Source organism: Campylobacter sp. MG1, assembly GCF_026616895.1.
Taxonomy (GTDB): domain Bacteria; phylum Campylobacterota; class Campylobacteria; order Campylobacterales; family Campylobacteraceae; genus Campylobacter_E.
Genome location: NZ_JANYME010000018.1, coordinates 1 through 16,919 on the forward strand (window position 1 = coordinate 1; position 16,919 = coordinate 16,919).

At 26.9% G+C, this 16,919-nt stretch carries 19 protein-coding genes and 1 tRNA gene; 9 read left to right on the forward strand and 11 right to left on the reverse strand.

Annotated elements, in window-relative coordinates; genetic code table 11:
- Positions 1-360: 360 nt before the first annotated feature.
- The 4 genes from NY022_RS09145 to NY022_RS09160 are packed head-to-tail and all read right to left on the reverse strand — an operon-like array spanning position 361 to position 3,341.
- Positions 361-834 (reverse strand): YbaK/EbsC family protein, encoded by a 474-nt coding sequence (locus tag NY022_RS09145; RefSeq protein ID WP_267525496.1) that lies wholly within the window; start codon positions 832-834, stop codon positions 361-363.
- Positions 827-1,591 carry a phosphatidylserine decarboxylase gene (locus tag NY022_RS09150; RefSeq protein WP_267525499.1) on the reverse strand — a complete coding sequence of 255 codons (765 nt, stop codon included), beginning with the start codon at positions 1,589-1,591 and terminating at the stop codon, positions 827-829. Before NY022_RS09150 ends, NY022_RS09145 begins: the two co-directional genes overlap by 8 nt.
- A gap of 8 nt (positions 1,592-1,599) precedes the next feature.
- A complete protein-coding gene (locus NY022_RS09155) occupies positions 1,600-2,691 on the reverse strand; it encodes a metallophosphoesterase (protein WP_250325675.1) in 1,092 nt (363 codons plus the stop codon).
- A 2-nt stretch (positions 2,692-2,693) separates the two neighbouring features.
- Positions 2,694-3,341 (reverse strand): Crp/Fnr family transcriptional regulator, encoded by a 648-nt coding sequence (locus NY022_RS09160; protein WP_214118979.1) that lies wholly within the window; start codon positions 3,339-3,341, stop codon positions 2,694-2,696.
- A 59-nt stretch (positions 3,342-3,400) separates the two neighbouring features.
- Between NY022_RS09160 and gltX the strand changes: the two genes are divergently transcribed.
- The 3 genes from gltX to NY022_RS09175 are packed head-to-tail and all read left to right on the forward strand — an operon-like array spanning position 3,401 to position 6,646.
- Positions 3,401-4,738 carry a glutamate--tRNA ligase gene (gene gltX / locus NY022_RS09165; protein ID WP_267525502.1) on the forward strand — a complete coding sequence of 446 codons (1,338 nt, stop codon included), beginning with the start codon at positions 3,401-3,403 and terminating at the stop codon, positions 4,736-4,738.
- Positions 4,725-5,039: a YggT family protein gene (locus NY022_RS09170; RefSeq protein ID WP_214118983.1), complete on the forward strand. Its 315-nt coding sequence runs from the start codon at positions 4,725-4,727 to the stop codon at positions 5,037-5,039. The genes gltX and NY022_RS09170 overlap by 14 nt, the downstream gene beginning before the upstream one ends.
- Positions 5,036-6,646, forward strand: a complete 1,611-nt coding sequence (locus NY022_RS09175; protein ID WP_267525505.1) for a lytic transglycosylase domain-containing protein — start codon at positions 5,036-5,038, stop codon at positions 6,644-6,646. Before NY022_RS09170 ends, NY022_RS09175 begins: the two co-directional genes overlap by 4 nt.
- 23 nt (positions 6,647-6,669) lie before the next feature.
- On the opposite strand, the gene NY022_RS09180 is transcribed toward NY022_RS09175, so the two are convergent.
- The gene (locus tag NY022_RS09180) at positions 6,670-7,341 is read right to left on the reverse strand and encodes a DUF234 domain-containing protein (protein WP_267525506.1); all 672 of its coding nucleotides are present in this window, start codon (positions 7,339-7,341) and stop codon (positions 6,670-6,672) included.
- Positions 7,342-7,531: 190 nt separating this feature from the next.
- Here NY022_RS09180 and NY022_RS09185 point away from each other — a divergent pair, with 190 nt between their 5' ends.
- Entirely contained in the window at positions 7,532-8,800 is a 1,269-nt protein-coding gene (locus tag NY022_RS09185; RefSeq protein WP_267525508.1) for an aminotransferase class V-fold PLP-dependent enzyme, read from the forward strand.
- 1 nt (position 8,801) lies between these two features.
- Here the strand turns inward: NY022_RS09185 and NY022_RS09190 are convergent, their stop codons facing one another.
- The 4 genes from NY022_RS09190 to NY022_RS09205 form a co-directional block, all read right to left on the reverse strand.
- A complete protein-coding gene (locus NY022_RS09190) occupies positions 8,802-10,118 on the reverse strand; it encodes an oligopeptide:H+ symporter (RefSeq protein WP_267525509.1) in 1,317 nt (438 codons plus the stop codon).
- A 60-nt stretch (positions 10,119-10,178) separates the two neighbouring features.
- A tRNA-Ile gene (locus NY022_RS09195) sits at positions 10,179-10,255 on the reverse strand.
- A gap of 126 nt (positions 10,256-10,381) precedes the next feature.
- Complete coding sequence (locus tag NY022_RS09200; protein ID WP_267525511.1) at positions 10,382-11,062, reverse strand: hypothetical protein; 681 nt, start codon at positions 11,060-11,062, stop codon at positions 10,382-10,384.
- Position 11,063: 1 nt separating this feature from the next.
- Complete coding sequence (locus NY022_RS09205) at positions 11,064-12,674, reverse strand: 4Fe-4S binding protein (RefSeq protein WP_267525513.1); 1,611 nt, start codon at positions 12,672-12,674, stop codon at positions 11,064-11,066.
- A gap of 48 nt (positions 12,675-12,722) precedes the next feature.
- On the opposite strand from NY022_RS09205, the gene selA reads away from it, so the two are divergent.
- The 5 genes from selA to NY022_RS09230 are packed head-to-tail and all read left to right on the forward strand — an operon-like array spanning position 12,723 to position 15,248.
- A complete protein-coding gene (gene selA / locus NY022_RS09210; protein ID WP_267525515.1) occupies positions 12,723-14,009 on the forward strand; it encodes an L-seryl-tRNA(Sec) selenium transferase in 1,287 nt (428 codons plus the stop codon).
- Between the two features lie 34 nt (positions 14,010-14,043).
- Complete coding sequence (locus NY022_RS09215; RefSeq protein WP_267525517.1) at positions 14,044-14,400, forward strand: hypothetical protein; 357 nt, start codon at positions 14,044-14,046, stop codon at positions 14,398-14,400.
- Positions 14,401-14,409: 9 nt separating this feature from the next.
- Positions 14,410-14,847 carry a thioredoxin-dependent thiol peroxidase gene (bcp, locus tag NY022_RS09220; RefSeq protein ID WP_267525519.1) on the forward strand — a complete coding sequence of 146 codons (438 nt, stop codon included), beginning with the start codon at positions 14,410-14,412 and terminating at the stop codon, positions 14,845-14,847.
- Position 14,848: 1 nt separating this feature from the next.
- Positions 14,849-15,064: a type II toxin-antitoxin system HicB family antitoxin gene (locus tag NY022_RS09225; RefSeq protein ID WP_214149745.1), complete on the forward strand. Its 216-nt coding sequence runs from the start codon at positions 14,849-14,851 to the stop codon at positions 15,062-15,064.
- Positions 15,057-15,248: a type II toxin-antitoxin system HicA family toxin gene (locus NY022_RS09230; protein WP_267525522.1), complete on the forward strand. Its 192-nt coding sequence runs from the start codon at positions 15,057-15,059 to the stop codon at positions 15,246-15,248. Before NY022_RS09225 ends, NY022_RS09230 begins: the two co-directional genes overlap by 8 nt.
- Positions 15,249-15,414: 166 nt before the next feature.
- Here the strand turns inward: NY022_RS09230 and NY022_RS09235 are convergent, their stop codons facing one another.
- Both NY022_RS09235 and NY022_RS09240 read right to left on the reverse strand, forming a co-directional pair.
- Positions 15,415-16,116 carry a BspA family leucine-rich repeat surface protein gene (locus tag NY022_RS09235; RefSeq protein ID WP_267525524.1) on the reverse strand — a complete coding sequence of 234 codons (702 nt, stop codon included), beginning with the start codon at positions 16,114-16,116 and terminating at the stop codon, positions 15,415-15,417.
- An 11-nt stretch (positions 16,117-16,127) separates the two neighbouring features.
- The coding region (locus NY022_RS09240) for a BspA family leucine-rich repeat surface protein (RefSeq protein WP_267525525.1) at positions 16,128-16,919 on the reverse strand (792 nt) is incomplete at its 5' end.

A 16,919-nucleotide genomic window follows, 5' to 3' on the forward strand; every position in this document is an offset into this window, starting at 1 on the left:
ATCATTAAAACACGAATTTAAGGACTTTGCAATATTAATTCAATTTTGTGCATTTTGTAAAATTTCTATTTGTTACACATGCGTATTTTTGTGTGTTAATTTGACCTATATTAAAAACTGTTTAAAACCATATTAAAAACCTCAAGCAACTTTTGAAATCAAGCATTTTTTAAAAAATTCATCACTTTTTGCGTGTAACATATACATCTCCTCCTTATACTGTATATAAGACATATTTATGAAGATTCTATTTACTATTTATATGCTTTACATAAATATTGCCCAGAAGATAAGGAAATAAGATACAGAATGCTCAATGTTATTGTTAATAAATTTCAACCAATGTATAAAAAAGGAGAATTAAATGATAGATGAATTACTTATACTAGCAATATTAAAAAGCTTTTGAATATATTTTGCATTTATTTTTAGCTGAAGACCACGAAACCCAGCACTAAGCACAAAATACTCAAGCTCTAAAGCTCTTTCGTCAATAAATCTAACATAATCTTTTTTCATACCAAAAGGCGAACAACCGCCCCTAATATATCCTGTTTTATCCTTTAATTTATCAAGTTTTAAAAGGCTTAAGGATTTTTCTCCTACTGCCTTTGCAAAAGATTTTAAATCTATTTCTAAATCCCCTTGAATACAAGCAACATACAAGGCATTTTTACCCTCGCAAACTATGGTTTTGTAAATATATTTAATATCAATTCCTGTCTTTTTTGCTACGCTAATTGCTGATAAATCATCATCTACTTCGTAGCTTAATAATTCATAATCTATTTTTAAAGTATCTAAAAACCTTGCTGCATTAGTCTTTTTAATCATTTGCTATTCTTTGTCCGAATTTAATCGCACCAACTTGGCATTCAAGTTTTAAATCATCGCCTAAGATTAAAATAGTAGAACCCATCAAAAATCTTCCTAGCATTTCGCCTTTTTTTAAGCTTACATTATCATAGTTTTTCTCATAATCACTTGCATTTTTCATATTAGTTTGCACGCTTGTATCAAAATCAAATTCCATCTTGCCAACATTTACAGCCCCTACAAAAACCATATAAAAAATATCTCCACTATCTTTTTTGCAAGTTAAAACTACACGCTCATTTCTTGAATACAAATTATCATGCTTACTAAGTGCTTTTAAATTAACGCTAAAAAGCTCCGCACAAAAATATTTTAGATTTAAAACCTGCATATTACAAGGACTATGATAATTGTGATAATCCCTTGGGCTAAGATAAATATTTAAAAAATCAAGCTCATTTTTAGGATTAAAACCTAAAAGCTCTTTAATATCATAATCTTTACCTTTTATACTAAATGCCTTTAAATTTGAGCTTTTTGCATAACTTAAAATAGTGCCATCACAAGGACTTATAAAGCCGCTTTCAAATTCTCTTGGCTTTGTTAATCTTCTAGTAAAAAGAGCTAATAAACTATCGTATTCTTTATAGTCTTTAAACTCATCTAAAGGTATATTAAAATGCTTTACATAAGTTTTGTTTATATAATTTTGCATAAATTTTGGATATTTTATGCTTACTAATTTACCAAAAATTCTTGAAATTGTTTTTCTCATTATATTCCTTAAAGTCTAATTATTACTATTTCACTAGGTGCTAAAAAGCGTATAGATGGACCCCAAAATCCAGCACCACTACTAACATATAATTTAGTTTTTTTACCGATTTCATAAAGTCCGTGCAAAAATCCTTGCTGCATTAAAACAAAAATACTAAATGGGAAAATCTGTCCTGCGTGAGTATGCCCTGATAAAACTAAATCAAATCTACTCAAATCAAATTCCTTAGCTACAACAGGTTGATGAGCTAATAAAATATTGTATTTAGTATCATTAAAATTTTTATAAATTGGGGCTAAATCCATTGGCATTCCATATTTTGCACCCTTTAAATCATTTATACCACTAAGCACTATTTTGCCTAAATCTATGCTTTCATTTTCTAATACTTTTATATTAGTTTGCTTTAATTTTGCTAGGATTTTTGTAGCGTCGTGGTAGTATTCGTGATTGCCAGTTACATAAAAGCAAGGCTTATTAAAGGTATTTAATAAATCCAAATAATCAATATCATCTATGTTAGTATCTATTAAATCCCCAACAATTACTACATAATCAACTTCTTGTTCATTGATTTTTGCGATTAATTTTTCTAAAAAATCTTTATGTAAATTCTTGCCTAAATGCACATCACTTATCATTGCGATTTTTATTCCTAAATTGGCATTTAAATCTACATATTTAATAGGTGGAATTTTAATTGCCTTAAATATACCTTGTAAAAAACACCCAAATGCAACAAATAAAACACCTAAATCACAAATTAATTTTAAAGTTTTTCTTCTATTTGTGTCTATATTTTTTACGCTTTTAAAGGCTATAAATTTAACAATATCATAAATTAAAGCGATTAAAAAGAAGAAGAAAGAAAAACCCAAAAGAATTGATAAAGTAGTATAAAGAAAATCAGGCAAAAAATTAGCTCTCATAGAGAACAAAAATACAACATTAGATATGAATAAAACTATGCAAACTACTAAAAAAAAGCCTTTAAATCTAGGGAAAATTACTCTAAATAATTGTCTATAAATATAAGCATTTGCAATAAAAACAGCAACACAAAATGCAATAGCAAATAATAAATGGTGTAAGCTCATAATTAATTCTCGTAAAGTGATTTTAAATATTTTTCATCGTGAATTATTAAGTTTTTATCATCATCAAAACTAATAATTCCATCATTTTTAAACTTAGCTAAAATTCTAGAAAAAGTCTCTGGAGCTAGATTTATAAATGAAGCTAATTGGATATGTTTTATGCTCTTAAATACTTCACTTTGCTCGCAAACTAATTTAGCTAGCTTTGCTTCAGCACTTAAAATCATTTCATTATGAACGAATTCTGATAAATAAATTAACTTTTTTGAAATTCCACTTAATAAAGCTAGAACAAAATCAACCTTAGTTAAAAACTTATTTTTAAGCTCTTCAAAATCAATCTTAATCACTTCCCCACTATTTAAAAAACTAGCACTCGCAGGAAAAGGGATATTTTCAAAATTAGCTAATTCGGCTACAAAAGAAATCGGAGTTAATTTATGCATAAAAATTTCAGCTCCTTTTTGGTTGGTTTTATAAACCTTAATATTACCTTTAATTAATAAGTGCAAATACTTACTACTTTCACCTTCCATAAATAGCATTTCGCCTTTTTCGTAGCTTTTAAGAATACAAATTTTTGCTAATTCTTCAAGCTCATTTTCGCTAAAATCTTTAAAAAAAGAAATTTTTTTTAATACTTCTTTCATTGGCACTCTTTTTACTTTCTTAAAATAGAATTATGAAAAATCATATCAAGGAATTACAAATGTTTAGATTTGCCCCATCACCTACAGGCGATATGCATATAGGGAATTTAAGGACTGCCGTTATTAATTATGTATGTGCGAAAAAATATAATAAAAAGTTTATTTTAAGGATAGAAGACACAGACACAGCTAGAAATATTCAAGGCAAAGAAGAAGAGATTAAGAGTATTTTAAATTTATTTGGGATTAATTGGGACGAATACTATGTGCAAAGCACTCATCTAGCAACTCATCAAAAATTAGCAGCAAAATTATTAGAAAATGGTTCTGCTTTTAAATGCTATTGCACCGAAGCTGAATTAGAAGAAAAAAAAGAATTAGCAAAAAACGAAAAAAGAGCTTATAGATACGATGGAACTTGCGAGAATTTAAAACAAGATTTAACTAAACCATTCGTAATAAGACTTAAAAAACCTAAAAACACAATCACTTTTAAAGATGAAATAAAAGGCGTTTTATCATTTGAGCCAAATGATGTTGATAGTTTTGTAATTTTAAGAGCTGATGGGACACCTACATATAATTTTGCATGTTCTATGGATGATATGTGCGAAGGAGTTAGCTTTATTATCCGTGGAGAAGACCATGTAAGCAATACTCCAAAACAAGAACATATAAAGGCGTCTTTAGGCTTTAATGAAAGTATGCAATATGCACATTTACCTATCATTTTAGACGAAGAAAGCGGTCAAAAAATGAGTAAAAGACAAGAGCATTCAAGCGTAAAATGGCTTTTAAATGAAGGCTTTTTGCCTGATGCGATAGCTAATTATTTACTAGCTTTAGGCAATAAAACCCCTGATGAAATTTTTACGATGAATGATGCAATTTCTTGGTTTGAAATAAGCAATATTTCTAAATCTCCAGCTAGATTTAGTATGGCAAAATTAAGATTTATAAATAGAGAGCATATTAAGATTTTAGATGATGAAATTCTAGCTAGATTATTGTTTAAAGATGAGTTTTTAGCTAAGTTTAGTAATGTAAAAGTATTAGCAAAATTAGCAAAACTTCACTTAGAAGAAGCAAGTACTTTAAATGAAATTAGAGCTAAACTTAGTGGATATTTTCTACCATTTAATGTAGTTTTTGCTAACAATTTAGATTTTAGTGAGAGTGCGAAATTATTAAAAGCTGAATTAGAAAAATCAAACATACCTAGCAAATACGAAGAATTTAAACTAAATCACAACGCTAATTTAAAAGGCAAACAATTATTTATGAGCTTAAGGTTATTGCTTAGCGGTTCAGCTCACGGCCCTGAATTAGCACAAATTTATGAGATTATGCAACCTTGTATGAGCGAGTTTTTAAAGGTAAAAGATGAGCTTTGCTGATATTGTAGTTTTACTGCTTGTATTGATAATAAGAGGACTAAATATTTATTCTTATTTAGTTATTGCCTATTGTTTGTTTTCGTTTTTTCCACAAGCTTTTACAAGCCCTATCGGATATAAAATATACAATATTGTATATAAATTAGTAAGACCAGCATTTGATTTAGTATATATGATAATACCGCCTAGATTTTTAAATATAGGTATGGTAAGTCTTGCCCCTATTGCTGTTTTCGTAGGAATACATTTATTACAAATCGGATTATTTGAATTAGTAAAAATCGTAAAAGGATTATTATGAAAAAATTAATTAGTATATTATTAATTGCTCAAGCTTTATTTTCATATACTTATGAAGAATTAAAAAATGAGCCGAACTCACTTGCTAAGGACTTTTTTTTATATAATTTATTAAAAAATAATGAGATAAAAAAAGAAGATTTAAAAGAATTTAAAACACATATTTTCCGTTTTGCTGGAGTTATGAAAAAAGAATATGAAAAACTAAGCAAAAATATTAAAGAAGAGCCAAAAACATTACCTGCTGATTCTTGCTATAATTATTCAATCAATTCTATAATGAACGCAGATGAAAAATGTCAGATATTTAGACTAAAAGAAATAAATTTTGCAAAAAAGTTAAGCAAAGAAAACCTAATAAAACTAGCAAATATTTATAAACAAAAAGATAAAAATCTAAGCTCACAATTAAGCATATTAGCTAACAAAAACCCTGTGGCAGAAAGCATTAAAAAAGGTGATGGAAAAACCTTAATGAAGCTTTATTATGATGGATATAAGCTAGATGATTTTTCTCCAGGGCCACTTACTCGTGCTAGTATGATGGAGCACCCTAATGCTTATAAATTTTTAAACTCAGCTATAGTAGATGATAAATATCCAAAAATAAGAGAGAAATTAGCAAGTCTTGATAAAGAAGACGCTAAAGAAGATTTAGCATTTGCATTAGGTTTAAATGCGCTTATGTTTAATAAAAATGCCTTAGCAGAAAAATACTTTTTAAGAGCTAATAAAACTTATAAATATAAAAGACCAAAGGATAATGCTTTATTTTTTGCTTATTTAGCTAGTAATAAAACTAGGCATTTAGATACTTTAGCAAATAGTGATGATTTAAATATTTATAGTATTTTAGCAAAAGAGCTAACAAACACACCATTACCGACCATCATCACACCAAATCCTACAAAAAGCATAGATTATCCTATCAATAATGCTTTAGTTCAAGCTAGATTTATGAATGACATTAAAAACGCTGATACTCAAAAGCTTAGCGAAATGCAAGAATATTTTAATACCAAAAACACTCAAGGACAATATCTAGTAATTAGCGATAAATTAAGTAATTTTAAAGATAATATTTATCCAATACCATTTCCTGAAGAATTAGCCAATTATAGCATAGAGCAAAAAGCACTAATTTTAGCTATTGCTAAACAAGAAAGCAGATTTTTACCAGCTTCTGTAAGCACTTCTTATGCTTTAGGTATGATGCAATTTATGCCTTTTGTAGCAAGACATACTGCTAAAGTTGATTTTAATAATAATGATTTTGATGTTACTCAAATGTTTGACCCAAAAATAGCGTATAAATTCGCAAACGCTCATATAAATACGCTTAAAAAAGGAGTTAAGCATCCTATATTTATAGCTTATGCTTATAACGGGGGCTTAGGATTTACTCAAAGAATGCTAAAAAAAGATTATATGTTTAATCCAAATTCTAAACTAAAATCATACGAACCATTCTTATCAATGGAGCTTGTGCCTTATTTAGAAAGTAGATTGTATGGTAAAAAAGTTTTAGCAAACTATTATATCTACCTAAAAATATTAGGTCAAAATCCTAATATGCAAGACTTGATAAATACCATAAATAAAGATTAAAAAAATAAAGCAATTATTTTGCTTTATTTAAATTTTTCAAAATCTTTTAAACTAGCCAAAATGAGCCTATTATCGTTTAAATTTTGTAATTTTTTACTATACAAATTTTTACTAAAAAATATAAATTTATTAGGCTCTAATCCTAATAATTTCGCCTTATTTTGTAACTTTGAATATGAATTAAGACACATTTTTTTACCATTAAATTTAACTTCACCTAATAAGGTAAAATCAAAGTCATTATAATAAATATCGCACTCATAATCTTTACCCCAAATACTTTGAACGCCATAAATATTAAAATAACGCTCACAAAATTCACAAGCTACCATTTCAAAAATATATGATAAATAATTATTAAATTCAGATAAAATTTTTTGATAAGCTTCATCTTTATTGCTAAAAATTAATTTTTCATACGGCTTTAAAAAATAAAAATAAAATCTCATAAAATTAGATTTAAAAATAACTTTATCCTGAAAAGCAAAATTTTTATTTTTTGTGAACAAATCACAATTTTTTTCTATTTTAATAATATTTTTATTTATCAAATCATAAAAAATCTTTCTAGCTTTAAACCTTGAAACTTTTTTATTAATACTAAATTCCAAACGAGATTTTCTAGCAAAATGTGTCAATATTTTACATTCATTATCATTTAAATGAAATTTATAAGGATTATAATTTAATATCAAATCTTTAATATATTCATCTATATTCTTAAGACTTGGAATAAAATCCTCATCACCAAATACTGCATAAAATTCAAAGGCTTCATCTATAAAAAAATGTGGGTATTTTTTTAAAAAATCTAAAAATTCTATAACTTCCCCTTAATATTTTTGTGCTAATTTTACTTATATTTTTTTTACAAAAGGCAAAGTCATGCAAATAAGTGATTTAAAAAATGATATTATTTTAGATAATAATATAAAGTATTTTGACTATACAGCAAGTGCACTGGCATTAAAAAGTATAGAAAATAAAATGCTTGAAATTTTAAAAACCTATGCCAATACTCATTCTGATAGTGCAAAAAATTCTAAAATAACGAGTAAATATTATAATGAAGCAAAAAATAACATAAAAAAAAGTTTAAATTTAAATCAAGATTTTGCACTAATTGCTTGTGGCTCAGGCTCAACAATGGCTATTAAAAAATTCCAAGAATTAGTTGGAATTTATATTCCACCTTTAATAAAAGAAAAGTATTTTAAAAATATAGATAAAAAAACTTTGCCTTTAGTAATCATAAGTGCTATCGAACATCATTCTAATGAACTAAGCTTTAGACAAGGTTTATGCGAAACACATAGATTAAGCACTAGAGAAAACAATAGTGATTTATACGAACTTGAAAGAATTTGCAAAAAAAATATAAATAGAAAAATTATAATAAGCGTTAGTGCTGCTAGTAATATCACTGGAGTAAGGGCAAATTTAGAAAAAATTAGTTCTATAGCAAAGCAATATAAAGCACTTTTATGTATTGATGCTAGTAGCTTAATAGCTTACGAAAATATTAGTGTAGATTATGATGCAATGTTTATTTCAGGACATAAATTAATAGGTGGTGTTGGAACTTGTGGTTTTTTAGCAATTAAAAAAGATTTAATAGGAGATGAACCAACTTTTGCCGGCGGTGGAACAGTTGGATATGTATGTAGAAGTAATTATGAATTCTTAAAAGATAAAGAGGCTATAGAAGAAGGAGGAACTCCAGCTATACTACAAGTTATAAAAGCTTCTTATGCTTTTAAAATTCGTGATTTGATAGGACTAGATAAAATAAAACAAAAAGAAGAAGAATTAAAAGAATATTTTTTATCAAATATAAAAAAAATACAATATAAATACAATATCACACTATATGCTGCGAATATAAAAAATAGATTACCAATTTTTTCACTAAATGTATCAGGTATTAATCCATATGATTTAGCTAGAGTTTTAAGTGATAGTTTTGGTATAGAAACTCGTGCTGGATGTGCTTGTGCTGGACCTTATGCACATGATTTAATGAATTTAGTTGACAATCAAAATTTTAGAGCAAAACCTGGGTTTTTAAGAATAAGCTTACATTATACTCATGATTTTAACGACATAGATGAGCTAATAATTGCACTAACAAAAAGTATAGAAAAATTAAAATAATCTATACTTTTAAAAATTTATGAAAAATCACCATCAATATAGCACATAACATAACAAATGAACCTTGAGTTATAAAATAAACATCAAGGCTAATACTATCTATAAGTTTAACTATTAATCCTTCAATACCCTGCCCTGCTGCTGAACATAAAAACCAAACCCCTATAGCACTAGTCTTAAATTTATTAGGAGAAAGACTAGAAGTAACACTAAGACCTATTGCACCTACAACTAATTGAGATATCCCTAATAAAAAATATATAATTAAAATGTAAAAAGCATTTATATTTTCATAATTGCTGAAAATTCCAGCTAGAATAAATGCTAACGAAGCTAAAATCATAGCAAAAGCAAATAATAAGGCTTCATTAATATTCCTATTTTTTACATATTTACTAAGTAAAATAGAGAAAAATATACTTATAAAAAACATAAAAGAAACATACCAAGAACTAGGTATTACAAATCCAAAAATCTCATTTACTACTTTTTGTCTAGTTAAAATACTAAGAGTATTAAAACTTTGAAAAATCAACATATAAAAAACAATAGCAGCTAAAAAATAAACTCCTAATATTTTAAAATTTAATTTATTTTCTATTTTATTATATATGAAAATATAAAAGTAAAAAGGTAAAACTATTGCAAAAATACTTATAATTTTGCTAATTATAAATAAATTTTGAGTTGATATAATAATAACACCCAATAAAAATATAAAAATAAATTTTAAATTTTGTTTTAAATAGTCTAAATTCAAGATTTCATTTTGAAAATACTTAGAATTTTTTAAATATATAAAAATAGTTAATAATAAACTCAAAAATGCTATAAAAAAAGCCAAATTATAATTTATCTTTTGCCCTACATACCCCAATACAAATTGACCTAAAAAGCAACCGATATTTACAAAAATATAGAAAACACCAAAGGCATAGTTTTTGTTTGTATAATTCTTAGATAAAAGTGTAGCAAGATTTGATTTTATTAATACACTACCTAAAACCAAAAATATTAAACCTATAATTAAAGTTATAAAACTATGAAAAAATATAAAAAAATATCCAATACAAAGCATAATAAGCCCTAAAATTACACTTCTTTTAGACCCTAAACAAAAATCACTAAGTAATGCACCAAAAACACCAAGGGCATATATGCAAGCTCCCAAACTAGCACTAATTAAACTAGCATCACCTTTTGAAAAATTAAAATCATCAATTAAATAAAATACAAAAATAGATAAAAAACCTAAAAAGGCAAATCTTTCAAAGGCCTCAATATAACATATAGGTAACAAAGATTTTTTATTAGACATATGATTCCTTCTTTTTTAAAAGCCACATGAAAGATTTAATTTTATTAAATTTAAAGGAGGTGGTGGATTTACTAGGACTCGAACCTAGGACCGACCGGTTATGAGCCGGTTGCTCTAACCAACTGAGCTATAAATCCGCCGTAATTAAAAGTCGTATTCTATCCTATTAAACTTAAAATTATCTTAATCATAGGCTTTTTTTATTTTATTTATTGCACAATAATTATATATAATAAAAGTTAATAATAATATAGAAAATCATTTTAAATATTTTCTTTAAAGCTAGTTAGCTCACTCATATTGATTTTTGAAAACTCGGTTGGAAGTCTTGGTTCATAAGGTATTCTTTGCAATGCTTTATCTGCAACCGATTCTTTTTTAGCAGGTGCATTTACACTATAAAATGCCCTTTCAATTTGTGTTAAATAAGATATGATATTTGCAATATGAGTAAATATTTTTGAGTTTTTATGAGTTTGTAGTTTTTCACAAAACTCATCTACAACCTCATTAATAATTCTTGAAAATAGCTCCTGACATAATTCATCATTATTTTTGCATAAAACGCTACCTAGATAAAATAAAAAATTCATACTATCTTCATTATCGCTAAGATTTGTGTTTTTGATTAAATTAGCTCTTTTTAAAATTCCTGTTGCAATTATTCTCATTTTGCCATTATCACGCCCTTCATCATAAAAACTAGCATCAGTAGGCACATTTACATAAGAAAAATCATAAAAAACAGCATTTTGCTCATCTTTATAAGTTGCATAATCAGTATCTAAAATTACTTTAAAATCATCTTTTAAATCATCTAAATTATCATAAAAAAACTTAGCTTGTTCTCTTAAAGTATTAAAATCATCATTATTCATAAAGCTAATTGCTCTAGCACAAAATTCGTAAAAATATGACCTAGTTATATTTAATTCTTCGTTCATTTTAACCTTTCAAAAATTTATTTAATTTTTCTTCAAGTGGTGCAAAAAAACTATTTGTATCATCAAAAACTTGAGCTTGTTTTAGCATCATTATCTTAGCCTTACAATCAGCACAGCAATAAAGCGAATATTTTTTCGTAACATCAGAGCTAAAAGCAGCCCCTAAAATACCAGCTATTTTATCAATTGATTTTTTAGTAGCAAATTCTTTACCACACTCAATACAAGCAAACAATTCATCTTTAGCTAAAGTTTTATGAGTAAAGCTAATCGGATTTAGTTCTAAAATATCATTTTGTATAAAAATAGTATCTTTTTCAGCACAAGAATTTATACAATATCCACAACTTGTGCATAATGATGCGTTAAATTTAATAGCATTTTCTTTACTATCAGCTAAAATTGCGTTCGTATTACAAGCCCCAGCACAAGAAGCACAAAGGGTGCAAGTGCTTTCATTTATACTAATTTTTGCATAATTTTTAGCAGTGATTACGCCTTTATCTAAATTATTTAACATAGAAGAGATTTTTAAGCCAAAAAGCTCTCTTTTATTTAGTCTAAAATTACTTTCGCTTGATTTAAATTCTTTTATCAATTCATTTGGAATTTCATCTAAATTTGCATTTACATATATAGCTATTTTTCCTGTGATTGCCTTGCAAATATCATTTACTAAGTTGATTTTTTCGGCTAAAAATTCGCTAATATCTCCAACTATAGCAATGCTTTTACCACTTGTGTTTATTAAATGTAAAAGTATTAATTCATCTAATAAATCAAAAGGTATATTAAATGGTAAAAAATGCTTTATATTAAAATCATTATCATAATTTTGAGTTATTATTATTTGCTCGTTTTCATAGATTTTGCTAATTTCTTTTATGCAATCTTTATTAAACTCACAAAACTCAAGTGCATTAGTAGGACATACGCTTACGCATTTTGCGCAATTAATACAATCAATTTCGCTTATTATGATTTTTTTATCATCAGTGCTTAAAGCCACGCTAGGACAGGCTTCAACGCACCAACCACAATGCTCACTCCTACGCCCATCTAATTGGCATAAACTTGAATTAAACTCAATCTTTCTTGTAAAGCTAATTTTACCCGTTAAAGAATTTAAATCTTGCAATATATTTTCATGATTTATTAATACTGCGTGATTGTTTAGTTTTGTTTGTGAAATAGCTAAATCACAATCTAATTCGCCTTCTTTAGTAACTACTACAAGTGAGCCAATCCCACCATAAACAAACTCAAATTCACTAACACAAACAGCCTTATAACCATTATCTATTAATTTATTTTTTAAATCTTTATCATCAAATAATATGCAAATTCTTTTATCAATATTTGCATATAAATTAATCTCACTTGAATAATCATAATTAATAGCTCTTGCTTCATATAATTTTTCTAATTTTTCATTATTAAAAGCACTTGAGTTTTTTATATAAAAATCAATTTCAGGAGCATAGATTAAAGCATTTAAAGCCTTGTCATTTGCTATTAGAAATTTCTCACTAGTAGGGCTATTTATAACGGCTATATTTTTGCCTAAATCATCTATAAAATCAGCCTTTTTTAAATATGCAAATTCTTTCATTTTTACCTTTCCTTGCTAGTATTTTAAAAAATATTTAAGGATTTTAAAATGCTACCACAAATATCAAAATTAATTAATGCCTTTAATGATAAACCTAGTTTTTTAGTTAGCTTTTTGGCTAAAGAATTAATAAATGAACTAAGAGCTACTAATAAAGAGCAAAGTTACGAGATGATACTCAAAGAGCTTAATGAAAGAATTAATAAAAGGCTATTAAAAGAGCCAAGAGCATTGATAAATGCTACTGGTGTGGTGCTTCATACAAATCTTGGTCGTGCTTTAATGAGCGAGAGTGATTATGATGAATTAAAGGCTTTTCATACTAATAATATTAATTTAGAATTTGATTTAGAAAGCAATGCAAGGGGTAAAAGAGATGAAAATCTCATATTTTATTTAAAAATGCTTTTTGGTTGCGAAGATGCACTTGTGGTAAATAATAACGCTGCTGCTGTATTTTTAGTATTAAATACTTTAGGTAAAAACGAAGGTGTAATTACAAGTAGAGCCGAGCTAGTAGAAATTGGCGGGGGATTTAGAGTAAGCGATGTGATGCGTGAAAGTGGAGCAAGGCTTATTGAAGTAGGGACTACTAATAAGACTAAGATGAGCGATTATGAAGCTGAATTAAACAATGCAAAAATGATTTTAAAAACTCATAAATCAAACTTTTATATCGGTGGATTTAGTCAAGAAGTAGATGCGATTAGCCTAAATGATTTAGCTTGTAAAAATGAAAAAATATTTTATTATGATTTAGGTAGTGGCTATGTGGATTTAATAAATGATAGTTTAAGGGATGAACCTAGTGTAAAAAACCTAATATCTAAAGGTATTAGCTTGGTTTCATTTAGTGGGGATAAACTATTTGCTAGCACTCAAGCAGGAATTATTTTAGGTAAAAAAGAACTAATTGAAAAATTACGCAAAAATCAGCTTTTAAGAATGTTTAGGCTAAATAAAACTAGCTTATTAATACTTACAAAAGCTGTTAAAAATTATTTAAATAAAGACTATGCAAATCTACCAAGCCTAGCTTTATTAAATGATACAAAATCTCAAGTCTTAAACAAAGCAAAAACCTTGCAAGAGCTAATAAATTTTGGCGAAATCATAGAGAGCAAAAGCCTAGTAGGGGGTGGCTCAATGCCTGAAAAATTACTAAGCGGCTATGCTTTAAAAATTAAGGCTAATAAATGCAAAATAAACGAACTTTTAAATAAAGGCGTAGTGGCTAATTATGATAAAGATAGCATAATAATTGATTTAAGGAGCGTTTTACCTAATCAATTAGAATGCTTAGCAAATATTATAAAAGAAGTTTTAAAGGATTAATATGATAATATTAAACAAAAAATAAGGATTTTCTATGAAACATAAATTAATTTTTATGGCACTTGCTATATTGTTATATGGTTGCTACGATATAGAACCAATGACGCCAAAACAAATATATAAAAACCAACTTATTCAAAGTTGTAATAAAGGTAATACTCAATATTGTATAGAATTAGCTGAACTTATACAAAAAGAAGACCCGAACAATGCAATACAATTATATGAAAGAGCTTGTATATCAGGATATGTTAAAGCATGTATAGAGGCTGGAGATATTTTTTCAGAAGGACAACTTATAAAAAAATCAAACAAAAATGCTAAACACTTTTATGGTTTAGCATGTGATTTAGGTTCTCAAATAGGTTGTAGAGAATTTAAACATTACTAGGAGAAGATAATGGAATTTACTTTATTAAATCAAGATGAAGTAGCGATTAATCTAAGTGATTTTCGCGGTAAAAAGGTGATAGTGTTTTTTTATCCAAAAGCTTACACTCCAGGTTGTACTAAGCAAAATTGTGAATTAAGTGAGAGTTTTGATAAATTGCTTAATGCAGGATATGTGCTGATTGGAATTAGCCCTGATAAGTGTGAAAAACTAGCGAAATTTAAAGCTGAATACGGCTTAAATCAGATTTTATTAAGCGATGAATTTAAAGAAGTGGCTAAGCTATTTGGTGCTTGGGGGATTAAGAAAAATTATGGTAAAGAATACGAAGGGCTTATTCGCTCGTGCTTTATCCTAGATGAAAATGGCGAAATCATTAAAGAATACAAAAATCACAAAGCAACAGGTTTTGCCACAAGACTTAATAAGGATTTATTAGGAGAATAAAATGAATGCAATCATAGAAAAAGATGAGAATGGTTATTATGCTTATGTTCCTGCTCTAAAAGGCTGCGTTTCGCAAGGCGATACTTACGAAGAAGCGTTAGAAAACATAAAAGAAGCAAGCGAGTTATATTTAGAGAGCTTAAGTGATGATGAGAGATTAAAGCTTTTAAATGCTTTTGTTTCTATAGTTCCTTTACAAGTTGGTAAATATGCCTGAATTACCAGTGCTAACTGCTAAAGAATGTGAAAAATTGCTTTTAGAAAACGGCTTTATTTTTGATAGACAAAAAGGTAGCCATAAGATATATTATAAATATAATTTAAGAATGATTTTACCTTTTCACAGCGGCAAAACCTTACACCCAAAAATAATAAAGCAAGTTTTAGAGCTTATAAAATGATTTTTAATACTTTAGATGAAATTATTAAATTAGATTTTGTTTAATTAGTGGGATTTTAAAATAACAATGCTTAGCAAATATTTTAAAAGAAGTTTTAAAGGATAGAGTATAAAAATCACAAAGCAACAGGCTTTGCCACAAGACCTAATAAGGATTTATTAGGAATTTAATTCCTAATAATGTAATCATCAAGGTTGCTATGATCAAACATATATTTGGTATTAACATCGCTAAAGATAGCAAAATTAATCTTATAAGTGCCTTTACATTTATAAAACATATAGCTCATATCCTTTACATTAGTAATATTCCAAGTGTTTATTCCTTGAAAGTTTTTTCTTTTTGATTTATAAAATAATCTACTCATATCGGTTATTAAACTCGTATCAATTTCGCCTAAATTTATACTCTCATTATCTACTAAGGCTTTTAATTCTTCTTTTGTTTTAGGTTTATAAACGCTTTTTATTAGTGTATCGTTAGCAAAATTAATTTCTTGTTTATATGCATAACATCTAAATATAAGCCCATAAATATTAGCTTTTGAAATGTTAAAATTGATTGCTTGATTAAAACTTTCGCACCCACAAAACATCGCACCCATATCAGTTACATTACTAGTATCAAAATCTAAAGCTTGATTGAAGTTTTTACAATTTTCAAACATACTGCACATATTTTTTACCCTAGAAGTGTCCCAAGTATTTATGCCACTAAAGTCTTTTCGCTCACTATCTTTAAAAAGCTTACTCATATTAGTTATCAAACTCGTATCAATATCAGCTAGATTTATACTCTCATCACTTACTAAAGCCTTTAATTCTTTTTTATTTTTAGGCTTGTATTTTAATTCATTTGTTTTTGACATTTATTCTCCTTTTATTTGTGATTTGATTGATTTAAATTCGTGTAATTTGAATTAGGAATTTCAATAATTGCAGGGCAATTTTTTAAAATCATATTTTTTATATAGGTTTTTAAATTAATTTTCATAGTATTTTTATCGTTGAATTTTTCTATTTTATTTAAATTAAAATGAAAAGTTTTATTAAGACTAACGCAGTCTTTAAACATATAAAACATATCCTTTACTAGCTTTGTATCAAATGTGAGTTCTTGATTAAAATTAGAGCAATTACAAAACATTCTATTCATATTGATAACATTTGAAGTTTTAAGATTAATTGGCTTATTTAGATTAATACAATTATAAAACATTGAGCTCATATTGTGCGTTTTTTTGCTATTGAGATTGATTTCTTGATTAAAATTAATGCAGTTATAAAGCATTTCACTCATATCAAAAACATTCTCGGTATTAAAGTCAAGGCTTTGATTAAAATTTACACAATTATAAAACATAGCATTCATATTTTTAACATTAATAGTGTTAAAGTTAAGAACTTTATTAAAATTAGTGCAATTATCAAACATCATTGACATATCAACAACACAATGCGTATTAAAATTAATATCGCTATTAAAGGCATTGCACCCACTAAACATAGCTTTCATATTAGTAACATTGCTTGTGTTTAGGTTTAAGCTTTTATTAAATGCTTTGCAGTTTTTAAACATTTCTTGCATATTAGTAACGCTAGAAGTATCAAAATATAGTGTTTCATTAAAATTACTACACCCACTAAACATAGCTTTCATATTAGTAACATT